Origin of the sequence: Roseibaca sp. Y0-43, from assembly GCF_020667835.1 — a bacterium.
In the GTDB taxonomy this organism is placed as follows: domain Bacteria; phylum Pseudomonadota; class Alphaproteobacteria; order Rhodobacterales; family Rhodobacteraceae; genus Roseinatronobacter.
In genome coordinates this window covers 133934-149209 of the sequence record NZ_JAFMPR010000001.1, presented here as the reverse complement: position 1 = coordinate 149209, position 15276 = coordinate 133934, and the positions used below count along the sequence as shown (strand labels likewise).

At 65.1% G+C, this 15276-nt stretch carries 17 protein-coding genes; 14 read left to right on the top strand and 3 right to left on the bottom strand.

Features of this window, described 5'->3' with window-relative positions; genetic code table 11:
- Window positions 1-43 precede the first annotated feature (43 nt).
- On the top strand, window positions 44-193 hold the full coding sequence (locus J1C52_RS00745; RefSeq protein WP_227426003.1) for a DUF2256 domain-containing protein: 150 nt from the start codon (window positions 44-46) through the stop codon (window positions 191-193).
- Here J1C52_RS00745 and J1C52_RS00740 read toward each other — a convergent pair.
- Both J1C52_RS00740 and miaA read right to left on the bottom strand, forming a co-directional pair.
- Window positions 190-1008 (bottom strand): helix-turn-helix domain-containing protein, encoded by an 819-nt coding sequence (locus J1C52_RS00740; protein ID WP_227426002.1) that lies wholly within the window; start codon window positions 1006-1008, stop codon window positions 190-192. The genes J1C52_RS00745 and J1C52_RS00740 overlap by 4 nt on opposite strands.
- 135 nt (window positions 1009-1143) lie before the next feature.
- Window positions 1144-2040: a tRNA (adenosine(37)-N6)-dimethylallyltransferase MiaA gene (miaA, locus tag J1C52_RS00735; protein WP_227426001.1), complete on the bottom strand. Its 897-nt coding sequence runs from the start codon at window positions 2038-2040 to the stop codon at window positions 1144-1146.
- 103 nt (window positions 2041-2143) lie between these two features.
- Between miaA and pyrH the strand changes: the two genes are divergently transcribed.
- The 13 genes from pyrH (at window position 2144) to lpxB (ending at window position 14388) form a co-directional block, all read left to right on the top strand.
- Window positions 2144-2887, top strand: coding sequence for a UMP kinase (gene pyrH / locus J1C52_RS00730; protein WP_227426000.1), 744 nt, complete (start codon window positions 2144-2146; stop codon window positions 2885-2887).
- Between the two features lie 85 nt (window positions 2888-2972).
- Complete coding sequence (frr, locus tag J1C52_RS00725) at window positions 2973-3536, top strand: ribosome recycling factor (RefSeq protein ID WP_227425999.1); 564 nt, start codon at window positions 2973-2975, stop codon at window positions 3534-3536.
- A 27-nt stretch (window positions 3537-3563) separates the two neighbouring features.
- Window positions 3564-4310 carry a polyprenyl diphosphate synthase gene (gene uppS, locus J1C52_RS00720; protein ID WP_227425998.1) on the top strand — a complete coding sequence of 249 codons (747 nt, stop codon included), beginning with the start codon at window positions 3564-3566 and terminating at the stop codon, window positions 4308-4310.
- Between the two features lie 2 nt (window positions 4311-4312).
- Entirely contained in the window at window positions 4313-5092 is a 780-nt protein-coding gene (locus J1C52_RS00715; protein WP_227425997.1) for a phosphatidate cytidylyltransferase, read from the top strand.
- The gene (dxr, locus tag J1C52_RS00710; protein WP_227425996.1) at window positions 5089-6255 is read left to right on the top strand and encodes a 1-deoxy-D-xylulose-5-phosphate reductoisomerase; all 1167 of its coding nucleotides are present in this window, start codon (window positions 5089-5091) and stop codon (window positions 6253-6255) included. Before J1C52_RS00715 ends, dxr begins: the two co-directional genes overlap by 4 nt.
- Before the next feature lie 27 nt (window positions 6256-6282).
- Window positions 6283-7617 carry an RIP metalloprotease RseP gene (gene rseP, locus J1C52_RS00705; protein WP_227425995.1) on the top strand — a complete coding sequence of 445 codons (1335 nt, stop codon included), beginning with the start codon at window positions 6283-6285 and terminating at the stop codon, window positions 7615-7617.
- Between the two features lie 91 nt (window positions 7618-7708).
- Window positions 7709-7864, top strand: a complete 156-nt coding sequence (locus J1C52_RS00700) for a hypothetical protein (RefSeq protein WP_227425994.1) — start codon at window positions 7709-7711, stop codon at window positions 7862-7864.
- Between the two features lie 206 nt (window positions 7865-8070).
- A complete protein-coding gene (gene bamA, locus J1C52_RS00695; protein ID WP_227425993.1) occupies window positions 8071-10440 on the top strand; it encodes an outer membrane protein assembly factor BamA in 2370 nt (789 codons plus the stop codon).
- A 23-nt stretch (window positions 10441-10463) separates the two neighbouring features.
- Window positions 10464-11045, top strand: coding sequence for an OmpH family outer membrane protein (locus tag J1C52_RS00690; protein ID WP_227425992.1), 582 nt, complete (start codon window positions 10464-10466; stop codon window positions 11043-11045).
- 95 nt (window positions 11046-11140) lie between these two features.
- The gene (gene fabZ, locus J1C52_RS00685; protein ID WP_227425991.1) at window positions 11141-11620 is read left to right on the top strand and encodes a 3-hydroxyacyl-ACP dehydratase FabZ; all 480 of its coding nucleotides are present in this window, start codon (window positions 11141-11143) and stop codon (window positions 11618-11620) included.
- Window positions 11621-11624: 4 nt separating this feature from the next.
- Entirely contained in the window at window positions 11625-12425 is an 801-nt protein-coding gene (gene lpxA / locus J1C52_RS00680; protein WP_227425990.1) for an acyl-ACP--UDP-N-acetylglucosamine O-acyltransferase, read from the top strand.
- A complete protein-coding gene (locus J1C52_RS00675; RefSeq protein WP_227425989.1) occupies window positions 12422-13237 on the top strand; it encodes an LpxI family protein in 816 nt (271 codons plus the stop codon). Before lpxA ends, J1C52_RS00675 begins: the two co-directional genes overlap by 4 nt.
- A complete protein-coding gene (lpxB, locus tag J1C52_RS00670) occupies window positions 13234-14388 on the top strand; it encodes a lipid-A-disaccharide synthase (RefSeq protein ID WP_227425988.1) in 1155 nt (384 codons plus the stop codon). Before J1C52_RS00675 ends, lpxB begins: the two co-directional genes overlap by 4 nt.
- On the opposite strand, the gene J1C52_RS00665 is transcribed toward lpxB, so the two are convergent.
- The gene (locus tag J1C52_RS00665) at window positions 14345-15274 is read right to left on the bottom strand and encodes a tyrosine recombinase (RefSeq protein WP_227425987.1); all 930 of its coding nucleotides are present in this window, start codon (window positions 15272-15274) and stop codon (window positions 14345-14347) included. The two genes, lpxB and J1C52_RS00665, sit on opposite strands and share 44 nt — an antisense overlap.
- Window positions 15275-15276: the final 2 nt, after the last annotated feature.

The window sequence follows — 15276 nt, the reverse complement described above, 5'->3', positions numbered from 1 at the left end:
GCGCGCGCGGCGGCATATCTTTGCCGCAAGCCAGAGACACGCCATGCCCAAACACACCAAGAAAGCCGATTTGCCGACCAAGACCTGCGCCACCTGTGGCCGCCCGTTCACATGGCGCAAGAAATGGGCCAAGGTCTGGGACGAGGTGCGCTATTGCTCTGACCGCTGCCGCGGCGAGCGCAAGCGCGCTTAGGCGTTGCGCGCCTTGCGGTAGACGGATGGAGCCGTCCCGGTCGAGGCCGAGAATGCCCGAGAGAAATACCCCGGCGTCGAAAACCCAAGACTGCGCGCGATGTCCTGCACGGGCACATCGGTTTCGCTCAGCAGGCGGCGGGCTTCGAACAGGCGGCGTTCCTGCATCAGTTGCAGCGCGCTGCGCCCACAGCTTGCCCGGCAGGCGCGGGTCAGGTGGGTCGGCGTCACGCCAAGGGCTTGCGCGTAATCGCTGACATTCAGCGCAGAGCCGTATTCGCGTTCCAGAAGCGCGGTGTAGCGCGCTGTCAGGCGCTCATTCGCATTCGCCGAAGCCATGCCGCGCGGGCTGTCATCACCCGCGCCGCTGCGCTGGCGTTCCAGCCAGATCGCCAGCAGGCCGACCTGGTGGCGCGCGGCGCGTTCGGCAAAGGGTTTCGCGCCGTCCAGCTCGCGTTGAATGGCGTCGATGATCTGCGCCACTTCGGTATGTTGCGTGCCATCGCGCAGGCGCAGGTGCATGGGCGTGTCGGGCAGGTCCAGACCGGTCGCGTCGCCCATATGCAGCGCCACGCCCTGCGCGCGGGTCATGGCCTGAAAGCCATACATCGTGCCCGGCGGGATATAGATCGCGTTATGCGGGTGAAAGCCGCGCGTGCTGCCGCCCAGCGTGATCCGGCCTTGCCCGGCTGTGAACCAGTAGAACACCGGTTCGCGCAGGGCGCGCAGGGTTTCAAGCTGCCATTTCGGCGCTGCCGCGAGTTTCGAGATCGGAAGAATGCGCAGGCGTTTCGGTTGGTCTGGAATGCGTATCATTCGGTCTTTTTTCCCCCTGATAGCGGCAAGATTAAGACCGCGATCGGGCAGGGGAAGTGCGAATCCTCACGCAACCGTGAGTCGCGCGCGCCTTTGTCGGCGGGCGTTGCAATTGAGTGACTCTGGCCGCGCGCCTCAGAGTAGCCGCACCCAGCCCGACATCCGCGCCCGGAACCATGTGCGCTGACGTTTCGCGTATTGGCGCGTGGCAAGTGTTGCGGCATCCACCGCCTCGGACAACGAGATATGGCCTTGCAGATGCGCCACCAGTTCCGGCGCGCCGATCGCCTTGGCCCATGGCGCGCGTGCCTGCCAGATCGGCAGCACGGCGCGCACCTCTTTCAGCGCCCCTTGCGCGATCATCGACTCGAAGCGCGTGGCGATTCGCCGGGCTGACCAATCGGGCTGTGGCAGCATGACGAAGGGCGCCGTCTGCGACAGGGGCAGGATCGGCGGCGGCGTCTGCTCTTGCCATGCGGCCAGACCTTGGCCGGTGGCGCGCTGCACCTCCCATGCGCGTTGCACGCGGGCGGGGTTCTGGCGGTCGATGCGCGCGGCGGTGTCGCCATCCAGATCGCGCAGCATCGCGTCCAGCCCCGCGCGGGCCAGATAGGCATCGGCCTCTGCCCGGATCGCGGCAGGGGTGGGCGGGATTTCGGCCAGCCCTTCGGTCAGGGCACGAAAGTATAGCCCGGTGCCCCCCACGATAACCGGGTTCGGGTGCTGCGCCAAAAGATCGGCCATCGCGCGCAGCCAGTGGCCGACCGACCACTCGGCATCCGCGCCCACGCAGCCATAAAGCAGGTGCGGTGCGCGTGCGCAGTCGGCGGCGTCGGGGCGCGCGGTCAGCACCTGCCACATGTCATAGACCTGGAGCGCATCGGCATTGACCACAACCCGCCCCTGCGCTTCGGCCAAGGCCAGCGCAAGCGCCGATTTCCCGCTGGCGGTCGGCCCCGCCAGCAGCACAGGGCGGTCCACGGGCGGCGGATCGCTGCGCATCGCGGCAAGGGCTGCGTCAATTTCGGGCATTCGCCTCGCTTTCACGTTGAACCTTGTGGCGTTTTCCGACATTTTCGCGCCGGATGAAAGCGCCCGCGCCGCGACCCAGCCCGCGCCCATGGAAGGAACCCCGATGACCGACCCAGCCCCGACCCCAGCCGACGCACCGAATTACAAACGTGTCATGCTGAAAGTCTCGGGCGAGGCGTTGATGGGGGATCAGGGCTATGGCCTGCACCCGCCCACCGTGGCCCGCATCGCCCGAGAGGTGAAGGCGGTGCATGAAATGGGGGTCGAGATCTGCCTTGTCATCGGCGGCGGCAACATCTTTCGCGGCTTGCAAGGCTCTGCACAGGGGATGGAGCGCACCACCGCCGACTACATGGGAATGCTGGCCACCGTAATGAACGCGCTGGCCATGCAGGCAGCACTTGAAAGCCTTGGGGTGTTCACGCGCGTCATCAGCGCTATCCCCATGGACCAGATATGCGAGCCCTATATCCGCCGCCGCGCCGTGCGCCATCTGGAAAAGAAGCGTGTCTGCATCTTCACCGCGGGCACCGGCAACCCCTATTTCACCACCGACACCGCCGCGGCCCTGCGTGCCAGCGAAATGGCCTGTGATGCGATCTTCATGGGCAAGAACGGTGTCGACGGGGTCTATGACAAAGACCCGCGCCAGCACGCCGACGCCAAGCGCTACGACAAGATCACCTATGACGAGGCGCTTGCCCGTAACCTGAAGGTCATGGATACCAGCGCGCTGGCGCTGGCGCGCGACAACAACCTGCCGATCATCGTGTTCGAACTGGACCAGCCGGGCGGGTTTCGCAGTATTCTGGCGGGCGAGGGGCCACATACGATCGTGCATCGCTAGCGCGGGCTATCCCGGCAGTTAACTTTTCTGTATCAAGGGGCAGGGCGGTTGCGCGCAGTGCCCGCAAAGAAGGACAAGAACAGGCATGTCTGACGAGATTGAGATTGATCTGGACGATCTGAAACGCCGCATGGAAGGCGCGATGTCGGCGCTCAAGACCGAATTCGCCTCTTTGCGCACCGGGCGCGGGTCGGCGTCCATGCTCGACCCGATCATGGTAGAGGCCTATGGCCAGAACACGCCGATCAACCAGCTTGGCACCGTCAACGTGCCAGAGCCGCGCATGGTCACGATCAACATCTGGGACAAGTCGATGGTCGGCAAGGTCGAAAAGGCCATCCGCGAATCCGGTCTTGGCATCAACCCGCAGCTGAACGGCACCATCATCATGCTGCCGATCCCGGAATTGAACGAAGAGCGCCGCCGCGAGCTGAGCAAGGTCGCCGCGCAATATGCCGAAAGTGCGCGCGTGGCTGTGCGTAACGTGCGCCGCGACGGGATGGACCAGCTGAAGAAAGCCAAGGCCGCCGGCATGTCCGAGGATGAACAGAAACTTTGGTCCGAGGAAATCCAGGAATTGACCAATGCCTATATCGGCAAGGTCGATGCCGCGCTGGACAACAAGCAAGAAGAGATCATGCAGGTTTAGGCCTGTGGGTCCATTGGGCAAAGCGACATGACATTCGACCAAAGCCACGACGACAGTGCCGGCGACCCGGCCTTGCAGAATAAGCTGCATGTTGCCGTTATTATGGACGGCAACGGGCGCTGGGCCACGAACCGTGGCTGGCCGCGGCTTGTTGGCCACCGCAAGGGCGCCGAGCGCGTGCGCGAATTGGTCGATGCTTGCCCCGACATAGGCATCCGCTACCTGACGCTTTACGCCTTCTCGACCGAGAACTGGAAACGCTCGACCGAGGAAGTGCTGGGGCTGATGTCGCTCTTTGCCCGCTATATCCGCCGCGAAGCCGGGCGCATGAAGCGCGAAGGCGTGCGGATGCGCATCATCGGCGACCGCAAGCGGCTGGACCCGAAGCTGCAAACCCTGTTCGACAATGTCGAGGCCGAAACCGCCCAGAACGACCGCGTGCACCTGACCGTTGCCATCAATTACGGTGGCCGGGACGAGATCGCCCGCGCCGTGCGCGCCGCCGCGCGCGATGTGGCGGCGGGCAAGCTGGACCCCGATAGCGTGACTGATGCGAGCTTTGCACGCTATCTTGACACGCGCGATCTGCCCGACCCCGACCTTGTGGTGCGCACCTCGGGTGAAACGCGGGTCTCGAACTACCTGCTGTGGCAGGCGGCCTATTCGGAATACGTGTTCACCCAGGTTCTGTGGCCCGATTTCACGCCGCAGACCATGGCCGACATCCTACATGAATACGGGTTGCGCGAACGCCGTTTCGGCGGGGTGAAGTAACCGTGGCCGAGTTTTCCGACCTGCGCGCGCGGGCCTTGTCCGGCGCGGCGATGGCCGGGCTTGGCGCGGGCGCGATCTGGTTAGGCGGGCCGCTGTTTGTCGGGCTGGTCTGCATCCTGTCGGGCCTGATGATCTGGGAGCTGACCCGGATGCTCGACCCGTCCGCCCCCTTCGGCAAGGCAGAGGCCGCAGGCTTTACCGCAGCCGTTGTGCTGGCGGTCTTCACATGGCGCTTTGACGGGCTGGTGCTGGTCGCGCTGACCGCGCTGGTTGCAGTGCTTCTGGCATGGCGCTTCCCCAAGGACCGCGTTGTCGCCGGGGCGTATGCCGGGTTGGTGCTGTTCGCCGGGCTGGGCCTGATCGCGCTGCGCGGCGAGTATGGCGCGCTTTGGGTGCTGTGGCTTGTGGCGCTGGTCGTGGGCTCTGACATCTCGGGCTATTTCGCGGGCCGTATCTTGGGCGGGCCAAAGCTCTGGCCGCGTGTCAGCCCTAAGAAAACATGGTCCGGCACCGTGGCGGGATGGGTGACGGCGGTGGTTATCGCGCTGGGCTTCATGCCGGTATTGGGGGCGGGCGCGGGGCTGATCGTGGCCTCTGTGCTGATTACCATGGCCGGGCAGGGCGGCGACATTGCCGAAAGCGCGATCAAGCGGCACGCGGGCGTCAAGGACAGCTCGAACCTGATCCCCGGTCATGGCGGTGTCATGGACCGGTTCGATGCGCTGATCGCCGCCGCGCTGGTCGAACTCGTGCTGGCGCAAACCGGGCTTCTGGGGGTTTGATGCGGGTTTCTGTTTTCGGCGCGACCGGCTCTATCGGCGAGAGCACGTTCGATCTGCTGCGCGCGCGCCCCGATATTCAGGTCGTGGCGCTGACCGGCGGGCGCAATATCGCACGGCTGGCCGAACAGGCGCGTCGCTTGCGCGCCGAACTGGCCGTAACTGCCTATGACGAGTGTCTGGACGACCTACGCGCAGCGCTTGCGGGCAGCGGCACCGAGGTCGCGGCAGGCACACAAGCACTGATCGACGCCGCAAGCCGCCCCGCCGATTGGGTCATGTCCGCCATTGTCGGCGCCGCCGGGCTAGAGCCGGGCTTTCGCGCGCTCGCCCAAGGCGCGACGCTGGCGCTGGCCAACAAGGAATCGCTTGTCACCGCCGGGCCGTTGCTGATGGCAGAGGCCGCGCGCCACGGCGCGCGCATCCTGCCGGTCGATTCAGAACATTCCGCCGTGTTTCAGGCGCTTGTCGGCGAAGACATGGCGGCGGTCGAGCGCGTCATCATCACCGCATCGGGCGGCCCGTTCCGCACTTGGTCGAAAGAGCAGCTTGAAGGCGCGACGCTGGAGCAGGCACAGACCCACCCCAACTGGTCGATGGGCCAACGCATTACTATCGACAGCGCGACCCTGTTCAACAAGGCGCTGGAATTGATCGAGACGCGCGAATTCTTCGGGCTGGAGCCGTCGCAAATAGAGGTACTGGTGCATCCGCAATCCATCATCCACGCGATGGTCGGGTTCCGCGACGGGGCGCAAATGGCGCATCTTGGCCCGCCCGACATGCGCCATGCCATCGGTTATGCGCTGAACTGGCCCGAGCGCGCGCATCTGCCGGTCGCACGGCTGGATCTGGCGGCCATGGGACAACTGACATTCGAGGCCCCCGATCCCGACCGCTTCCCCGCCCTGCGCTTGGCGCAGCAGGTGATGGAGTTGCGCGGCCATGCGGGTGCGGTGTTCAACGCCGCCAAAGAGGTGGCGCTCGATGAATTCATCGCCCGCCGCTTGCGCTTCTTGCAGATGGCGGAGCTGGTCGACCGCACGATTGACACGCTTTTGACCGATTCCCGCCTGACTGCGCCGGTATGCGCGCTTGAAACCGTGCAGCAGATGGACCAAGTGGCAAGGGACACCGCGCGCCGGATTGCGGCGCAGCTGGCCTGACCACTTACCGATTGAAGGACAAGCATTTTGGACGCACTCGGCCTTTTGCCCGATTTCGGCAGCTTCTTCGCCACCATCGCCGCCTTCGTGGTGGTTCTGTCCATCATCGTGGCGGTGCATGAATACGGCCATTACATCGTCGGGCGCTGGTCGGGCATTCATGCGGATGTGTTTTCTGTGGGGTTCGGCCCGGTGCTGGCCTCGCGCACCGACAAGCGCGGCACGGTCTGGCAATTCGCGGCCATCCCCTTGGGCGGATACGTGAAATTCGCAGGCGATTCGGGCGCGACCTCGGCCAAAGATGATGACGCCATGTCGGGCCTGTCCGATGCCGAACGCCGCCGCACCATGCATGGCGCGCCGCTTTGGGCGCGTGCGGCAACCGTGGCGGCGGGGCCGGTGTTCAATTTCATCTTCGCCTTCGTCGTATTCGCGGGCTTGCTGGTCTACGAGGGGATCGCGGTGGACGAACCCGTCGTGGGCGAGATCACCGAACTGCCCGCCGCCCCCTTCGGCCTGCAACAGGGCGACCGTATCCTCAGCGTGGGCGGGATCGAAACCGAAACCCTGTCGGATTTCCTGCGCGCGTCGGAGGAGCTGCCGGCGCAGGCTGTCCTCGATTACACCGTGTTGCGCGACGGCCAGCAGTTGCAAGTCACCGGCCCGCACCCCATGCCACCCCTGGCGGGGTCGGTCGCCATGAAATCCGCCGCGCGGGATGCGCAAATGCAGCCGGGCGACGTGATTACCGCCATTGACGGCACCGAAATTGCGACCTTCGCGGAACTGCGCGAGAAGGTCGCGGCCTCTGACGGTGCAGCGCTGGACCTGACCGTCTGGCGCGGTGGCGAAGAACTGGCGCTGACGCTGGTGCCCCGCCGCACCGATTTGCCGCTGCCCGAAGGTGGCTTTGAAACCCGCTACCTGATCGGGCTGACCTCTGGCGCGGTGTTCGAATACGGCACCCGCACGCCGGGCGTGCTGGAAACCGCAAGCCTCGCCGCAACCCAGCTCTGGACGATCACGCGCACCTCGGTCGAGGGGCTGTATTACATGATCGTGGGCCAGATCAGCACCTGCAACCTGTCCAGCCCCATCGGCATTGCTGAAGCGTCGGTCGCCAAGGCGTCGGACGGCGCGGTGGAATTCATCTGGTTCCTTGGGGTCATCTCCGTGGCGATCGGGTTCCTGAACCTCTTTCCCATCCCGCCGCTGGACGGGGGGCACCTGATGTTCCACGCCTACGAGGCCGTGGCCCGCCGCCCGGCCAGCGACCAGGTCGTGCGCGTGCTGATGGCCCTGGGCATGGCGCTTGTGCTGACGCTGTTCCTGTTCGCGCTGTTCAATGACCTGACCTGCTAGGGCAGGCCCGCGATTTCTTGAAAGCGCCACGCCGTCGCCACATTCGCGCCGCAGTTCAGGCCTATCTCTGGCCCTGAAACGGAGGTGTCTCATGGCATATCTTGACGCAGAATTCGCAAATATCCGTCTGCTTTGGTCGCGGGTCGGGGACCGTGTGCTTGCCGCGCTGCTGGTGGCGTTGGCCATTGGTCTGGCCAGCTACCTGTCCATCCAGTTCGTGAACGGCCCGATTGTCATCACGCCATAGGCGGTTGCGGGCGTATTGTCTGACGCTGAGCGCACCCTGCGGGGTGCGTTTTGCGTTGTGGCCCCGGCGCATCACCGCGCGGCTTTCATTTGCAACCCGCCCGCCAGATCGCGGCAAGGCCCGCTTTCGGGGGGCGATTGCTTTGACAACCCCGCTGGAAGCCGCTAGTCACGAGTCCAAAATAATGCGGTTAGACGGGGCCCGATATGCGCGGAATCTTCAAGATGCTGCCATCGCGCAAGGGGGGCATGGCACAGCGCCTGCGCTTCTTCTCTTTGATGGTTTTGTGTTTCTTTTCAGTTAGTTCGTTTGCGTTCGCGCCCAGGGCGGAAGCCCAAACCTACCGGTTTTCAAGCATCGAAATCGACGGCAATGTCCGCGTTGACGATTCTACCATCCTGAGTGTTGCCAGAATCGGCACCGGTCAGGCGGTCAGCGCGGGGCAGATCAGCACCGCCTACGGGGCGCTCAGCGCTTCTGGCCTGTTCGAGACGGTCGAGCTGGAACCGCGCGGCAACCGCCTGCTGATCCGCGTGAAGGAATACCCCGTCATCGGCATCGTCAATTTCGAGGGCAACCGCCGCGTCGATGACGAGGATCTGGCCGCCGTTGTCGAGGTGCGCGCGGGCCGTGTCCTGTCGCCCGCGCAGGTCGAAGCGGATGCCCGCGCGATTGCAGAGCTTTATGCCGAACGTGGCCGCACCGCCGCCGAAGTTACCCCCCAGATCATCCCGCGTGGCAATAACCGTGTCGACCTGGCCTTCGTCGTGCGCGAAGGCAGCGTGGTCGAGATCGAGCGCGTCTCTTTCGTCGGCAACCGTGCGTTTTCCAGCTACCGGCTGCGCAACGTGCTGAACACCAAGCAGGCAGGCGTCCTGCGCTGGCTGATCCAGCGCGACACCTTCGTCGAAGACCGTATCGCGCTCGACCGTCAGCTTCTGTCCGATTTCTACCTGGCACGCGGTTATATCGACTTCGAAATCCTGTCGGTCACGTCAGAGATCGCGCGCGAGCGGGACGGCTTTTTCCTGACCTTCAACCTGCGCGAAGGCGAACAGTTCCGCTTTGGCGATGTCACCGTGGTCAGCGAGGTCGACGGGATCAACGCCGCCGATTATGCCGCAGAGCTGCGCGTGAACGCGGGCGACATCTTCTCTCCCAGCACGCTGGAACTGAACATCGCCCGAATGGAGCGTTTGGCCGAGCGTCGTGGCTTGCGTTTTATCCGTGCCGAACCGCGCTTTACCCGCGACAACCGCAACCGAACCGTCGATGTGGAATTCGCCATCGTGCGCGGCGAGCGGATTTTCGTGGAACGCATCGACATCCAGGGCAACACCACCACGCGGGACGAAGTGATCCGCCGCCAGTTCCAGGTGGCAGAGGGCGACCCGCTGAACCCGCGCAAGATCCGCGAGGCCGCGGCCCGGATCGAAGCGCTGGGCTATTTCGCAGAAACCAATGTCGAACCGCGCACCGGCTCTGCGCCCGATCAGGCCGTGGTCGATGTCGAGGTTGAGGAAACCAATACCGGCTCTCTCGGCTTCTCTGTCAGCTATGGGGCACAGCAGGGCGTGGGCTTCGGCATCTCGTTTGCCGAACAGAACTTCTTGGGGCGTGGCCAGCAGGTTGCGATCAACCTCAACACCGTCAAAGGCTCGCGCGATATCTCTGGCTCGATCACCGAACCGGCGCTGTTGGGCCGCGACCTCGCCTATACGCTCAGCTTGGGCTACAAGGAAACGTCGGATTTCCAGAACTCGAATTTCGACACCAAGGAAGCCTATTTTAACAACGCACTGGGTTTCCCCGTCAGCGAATTCGGCCGCCTGACGCTGCGGCAAGGCCTGTTGATTGAAGCCTTCTCAGGGCTGCCGGCCACGGCCTCCTTGCGCCTGTTCGACGACCAGAATTTCGGTCGCGCGATCACCGGCACGCTGGGCTACAGCTATGTGTTCGACACCCGCGACAAGGGGGTCGACCCGACCCGTGGCTGGATCTTCTCGATCGCGCAGGACGTGGGCATCGGCAATGGCAGCCGCCGCTTCCTGAAAACCGAGGCGCGCGTCGGCTACGAGATGGCCGTGTTCAACGAGGACGTGACGCTCATGGCTGATGGCCGCGTCGGTTTGCTGCACATGGCCAATGGTCTGTCGCGCCAGCGCGAACGCTTCCAGCTTGCCAGCGTGATGCGCGGTTTTGCGCCCGGCGACTCGGGCCCGCGCGACTTTGCGTCGCTCGAGGATGACGTTCTGGGTGGCACGCGCTACGCGGTCGTGTCCCTTGAAGCGCAATTTCCGCTGGGCTTGCCCGAAGAATACGGGCTGCGCGGGGGCGTCTTTGCCGATATCGGCACGATCTGGGGTGTCGATGGCGCGTCGCGCGCGGGGATCAACATGGTTGACCCCGCAACAGGCGAAAACTCGTCCGATCAACATCTGCGCGCAACGCTGGGCGTGTCGCTGTTCTGGGACAGCCCCTTGGGTCCGCTGAGGTTCGACTTCTCGCGTCCGCTGAAAAAGCGCGACTACGACAAGGCGCAGAATTTCGACTTCTCGATCGTCTCAACCTTCTAGGAATGCGCGGCTTTCGTGTTTTGATGATACAGGTGGTCGCAGGGCTTTGCCTTGCGACTGCATCTTTTGCCCAACCCCAATCCGGCTTTTCCCTTGGTGAACCCGTCGGCCCCGCCGCCGGGGCGCCGCTTGTTCTGCGCAGTATCGACGAGGAACGCCTGTTTCGCGGCTCGCTCTTCGGGCAGCGGGTGCTGGCAGAGATAGAGACCGCCTCGCGCGCGTTGGAGGAAGAGAACGCGACGCTGCTGTCAGAACTGACCGCGCGCGAGGAAGAACTGACCCGGTTGCGCGATACGATGGGCGCGGAAGAATTCCGCGCCGAGGCGGAAGCCTTCGACCAGCGCGCCGAGGAGATACGTCAAAGCCAGGCCCAGAAGCTGGCCCGCTTCTCGCAATTCGAAGAGTCCGAGCGCCGCCGGTTCTTTTCGCAAACCGGGCCGGTGCTGCAACGGGTGCTGGAAGAAGAGGGCGCGCAGATCCTGATCGCCTCGGGCGCGGTCATCATCGGCACGCCGGGCATGGACATGACCGCAGCGGCGATTGCCGCCATAGACGCCGAAATCGGCGATGGCGGCACGCCGCCCTTTCCACTGATCCAGCCCTAGCCTTGCCCGCTTTGCTTGCCACTTCGGGCGGGCCTTGCTAAGCGCAACACAGCTGCGGCCAACCAAGTGTCGCGCGCATGTTCAAGAGGTAGAAGATGTCAGACACCGCCCAGCCCGCCGCCACAGAGGCCGATCTGGCCACGATCATGAAGATCATCCCGCACCGCTACCCGTTCCTGCTGGTGGACAAGGTGCGTGACGTGGTGGCCCGCGAAAGCGCGGTCGGCATCAAGAATGTCACCTTCAACGAGCCGCATTTCCAGGGCCATTTCCCCGATGCGCCGATCATGCCGGGTGTGACGATCGTAGAGGCCATGGCGCAAACCGCCGCCGTTCTGGTGGGCCTGACCATCGGTTTTGGCGAGAAAGCGCCGCTTGTCTATTTCATGTCCATCGACAAGGCCAAGTTCCGCCGCAAGGTCGTGCCGGGCGATGTGCTGGAGTTGCATGTGAAAGTGCTGCGCGGCTCGACCAAGATCTGGAAATTCGAAGGCACCGCCATGGTCGAAGGGCAGATCGCGGCGCAGGCCGAATTCGCGGCCATGATCGACACGTCCAGCACCGCACAAGGGTAAACCCATGTCAGCGATTGACCCAAGCGCCGTCATCCACCCCATGGCGGTGGTGGAAGACGGGGCCACCATCGGCGCGGGCTGCACCATCGGCCCCTTCGCCATCATCGGCCCAGAGGTGACTTTGGCCGAAAACGTGACCGTGAAGCCGCACGCGCTTGTCACCGGCTGGACCGAGATCGGCGCGGGCTGCACGATCTTTTCCTTCGCGTCGGTGGGCGAGGTGCCGCAAGACCTGAAATACGCAGGCGAGCGCACGCGGTTGGTGATTGGCAGAAACTGCCGCATCCGCGAGAATGCGACGCTGCACACGGGCACCGAGCAGGGCGGCGGCATCACCCGCGTGGGTGACAATTGCCTTGTGATGGCGGGCGCGCATGTCGGCCACGATGCCCATATCGGCAATAACGTGATCTTGGCCAATTACGCGGGCATCGCTGGCCATGTGGTGATCGAGGATAACGTGATCGTCGGCGCGCTATCGGGTATTCACCAATTCGTCCGCGTGGGCGAAGGCGCGATCATCGGCGGCGTCAGCCGGGTCACGCATGATGTCATGCCCTTCGGTATGGTTGCCGCCAGCGACGGCACGCTGAACGGGCTGAACCTGATCGGCCTGAAACGCCGTGGCACCGCGCGTGACGACATCGCCGCCTTGCGCGAAGCATATCGCGTGCTGGCCGAGAGTGATGCGCCGCTGGTCGAAACCGCGCGCCAACTGGCCGAGGGGGCGGAAAGCGACGCGGTGCGCAAGCTGGCCGCGTTCTTTACCGAAGCCTCTGGCCGCAGCTTCCTGCGTCCGCAATGACCCGCACGGCGCTGATAGCCGGGCGCGGGGCGCTGCCCGAAATCGTGGCGGCGCGCCTGTCGCTGGAAGGGGCACCGCCCGTGCTGGCAGAGCTTGAGGGGTTCGAGAGCCTCTCGCTTGCGCGAGAGGGGGTAGAGCGCTTTCGGCTGGAACGGCTTGTCCCTTTCCTTGATCGGCTTGTGGATCTGGGGGTTAGCCGCGCGGTCTTTGCCGGCGGCGTGCACCGTCCCCGGCTGGACCCGGCGCTTCTGGATCCGGCCACGATGCAGCTTTTGCCGCGCATCATGGCCGCGATGGGCCAAGGCGACGACGGCGCGCTGCGCGAGGTGATCGCGCTGATGGGCGAATGGGGTATCGAGGTTGTGGGCGTGCAGGACATTTGCCCGGACTTGTTGCCAGATGCCGGCCAGCTTGGTGCGCACGCCCCGAACGCCCAAGACCGCAAGGACATCACACGCGGTTTCGCCATCTTGCAGGCGATGGGCGCTGTGGATGTGGGGCAGGGCTGCGTGGTGGCGCGTGGGCAATGCCTGGCCATGGAAGCGCTGCCCGGCACCGATGTGATGCTGGCGCAACTGGCCGAACTGCGCCCCGGGGCGCTGCCAGAGGGCGGCGTGTTCTGCAAAGCGCCCAAACCCGATCAGGACCGCCGGATCGACCTGCCTGCGCTTGGCGTGGCCACGGTCGAGGGTGCGCACAAGGCCGGATTGCGTGGCATCGCCGTGCAAGCGGGCGGCGTGCTGATGATCGACGCGCCTGCCATGATCGCCCGTGCCGATGACTTGGGGCTGTTCCTGCTGGCAGAGCCATGAAGGTATTCCTGATCGCCGGAGAGCCATCGGGCGATGCCCTTGGCGCGGCGCTGATGGCGGGCTTTGACGATCTGGCACCGGATTGCGAATTTGCAGGCGTCGGCGGCGAGGGGATGACAGCGGCGGGCCTGACCTCTCTTTTCCCGATGTCCGACCTGTCGATCATGGGGCTGGCCGAAGTTCTTCCGCGCATCGCCCTGTTGCGCCGCCGCATCGCGCAGACGGCGCAGGCGATTGCCGACACGAAACCCGATCTGGTCGTGACCATCGACAGCCCCGATTTCTGCCTGCGGGTGTTGAAAAAGGCCCGCGCCGCGCGGCCTGATCTGCCCGTGGTGCATTACGTCGCCCCCTCGGTCTGGGCATGGCGGCCGGGGCGCGCGGCGCGCATGGCGCCCTTGGTCGATCATGTGCTGGCCCTGTTGCCGTTCGAGCCGCCCTATATGCAGGCCGCCGGTATGAGCTGCGATTTCGTGGGCCATCCGGTCGTCGCCGCACCCCGCGCGTCAGAGGCAGAGGCGCAGGCCATTCGCCAATCGGATACGGTTGTGCTGGCGCTGCCCGGCTCGCGTGGCGGAGAGATCGCGCGCCTTGCCCCGCGCTTCGGCCAAGCCTTGGCGCAGGCGCTGCCAGAGGGCGCGCAAGTGCTGGTGCCCACGGTGGCCGCGCAAGCCGACCACATGCGCGCGCAGGTGGCCCGCTGGCCGATCCCGGCGCAGGTGCTGACCGACCCGGCTGAAAAACGCGCCGCGTTTCGGGCTGCGGATGTGGCGCTGGCGGCGTCTGGCACGGTCAGCCTGGAACTGGCGGCGAATGACACGCCCATGGTCATCGGCTATGACATGGCATGGCTTACCCAGCGCATCGCCGAGCGGCTGATCAAGCTGGACACGGTCACGCTGGTCAACCTTGTCTCAGAAACCCGCGCCGTGCCGGAATGCCTTGGGCGCGCCTGCACCGCCGAAAACCTTGCGGCAGAGCTTCGCGCGCTGCTGACAGACCCGGACAAGCAAGCCGCCCAACGCGCGGCCATGCGCCTGACGATGGAGCGGCTGGGGCAGGGGGGCACCGCGCCGGGGCACCGCGCGGCGGCGTCTTGTCTGGATTTTATGGCTCGGAAAGCGGGTGGTGCTGCAACACCAGCGCCTTGAGGCGTTCTTCCAGAACATGCGTGTAAATTTCGGTCGTGCCGATATCGGCATGGCCCAGAAGCGTCTGGATCGCGCGCAAATCCGCGCCGCCTTGCAGCAGATGCGTGGCAAAGGCGTGACGCAGCACATGCGGGCTGACGCGGGCTGGGTCCAGCCCTGCCGTGATCGCCATGTCCTTCAATGCAAGGAAAAACCCCACGCGGCTTAGGTGCCCTGCCTTGCCGCGTGACGGAAAGAGCGCCTTGGGTTCGGGCTTGCGCTGGGCGCGCAACGCGCTGGCCTGCCGGTCCCATTCCGCAAGCCACGCCGTTAGTGCTTCCCGCGCAGGGTGCGACAGGGGCACCATGCGGTCTTTGCCGCCCTTGCCGTTCACCAAGATCATGCGCGGATCGCCCCGCACCGCGTTCACGGGCAGGCTGACCAGTTCGGTCACGCGCAGGCCGGTCGCGTAAAGCAATTCCATCAGGCAGGTGTTGCGCAGGCGCTCGGCCTCGGTCCGGCCTGTCCGGCGGGCGGCGGCCAGAAGCGCTTCGACCTCGGCCGTGGTCAGGGTCTGCGGCAGTTTTGCCGCCTTGCCCGGCCCGGCAATGCGCGAGGCCGGGTCACTGTCGCGCCACCCCTCGGCATAGGCGAAGCGGAACATCTGCCGGATGGACGCCAAGCGCCGCGCGCGCGTGGCTTTGGCCAGCCCTTGCGCATCAAGGTCGATCAGATAGGCCTCTATCTGGTCTTGGGTGACGGTGTCGAACGCATGACCCTTGCGCCCGCACCATTCGGCGAAATCGCGCAGGTCGCGGCCATAGGCCAGTTGCGTGTTGCGCGCGGCCCCGGCTTCGGCGGCGGCGGCTTGCAGAAAGGTTGAAATCCAGCGCGCGCTATCCCTCATGG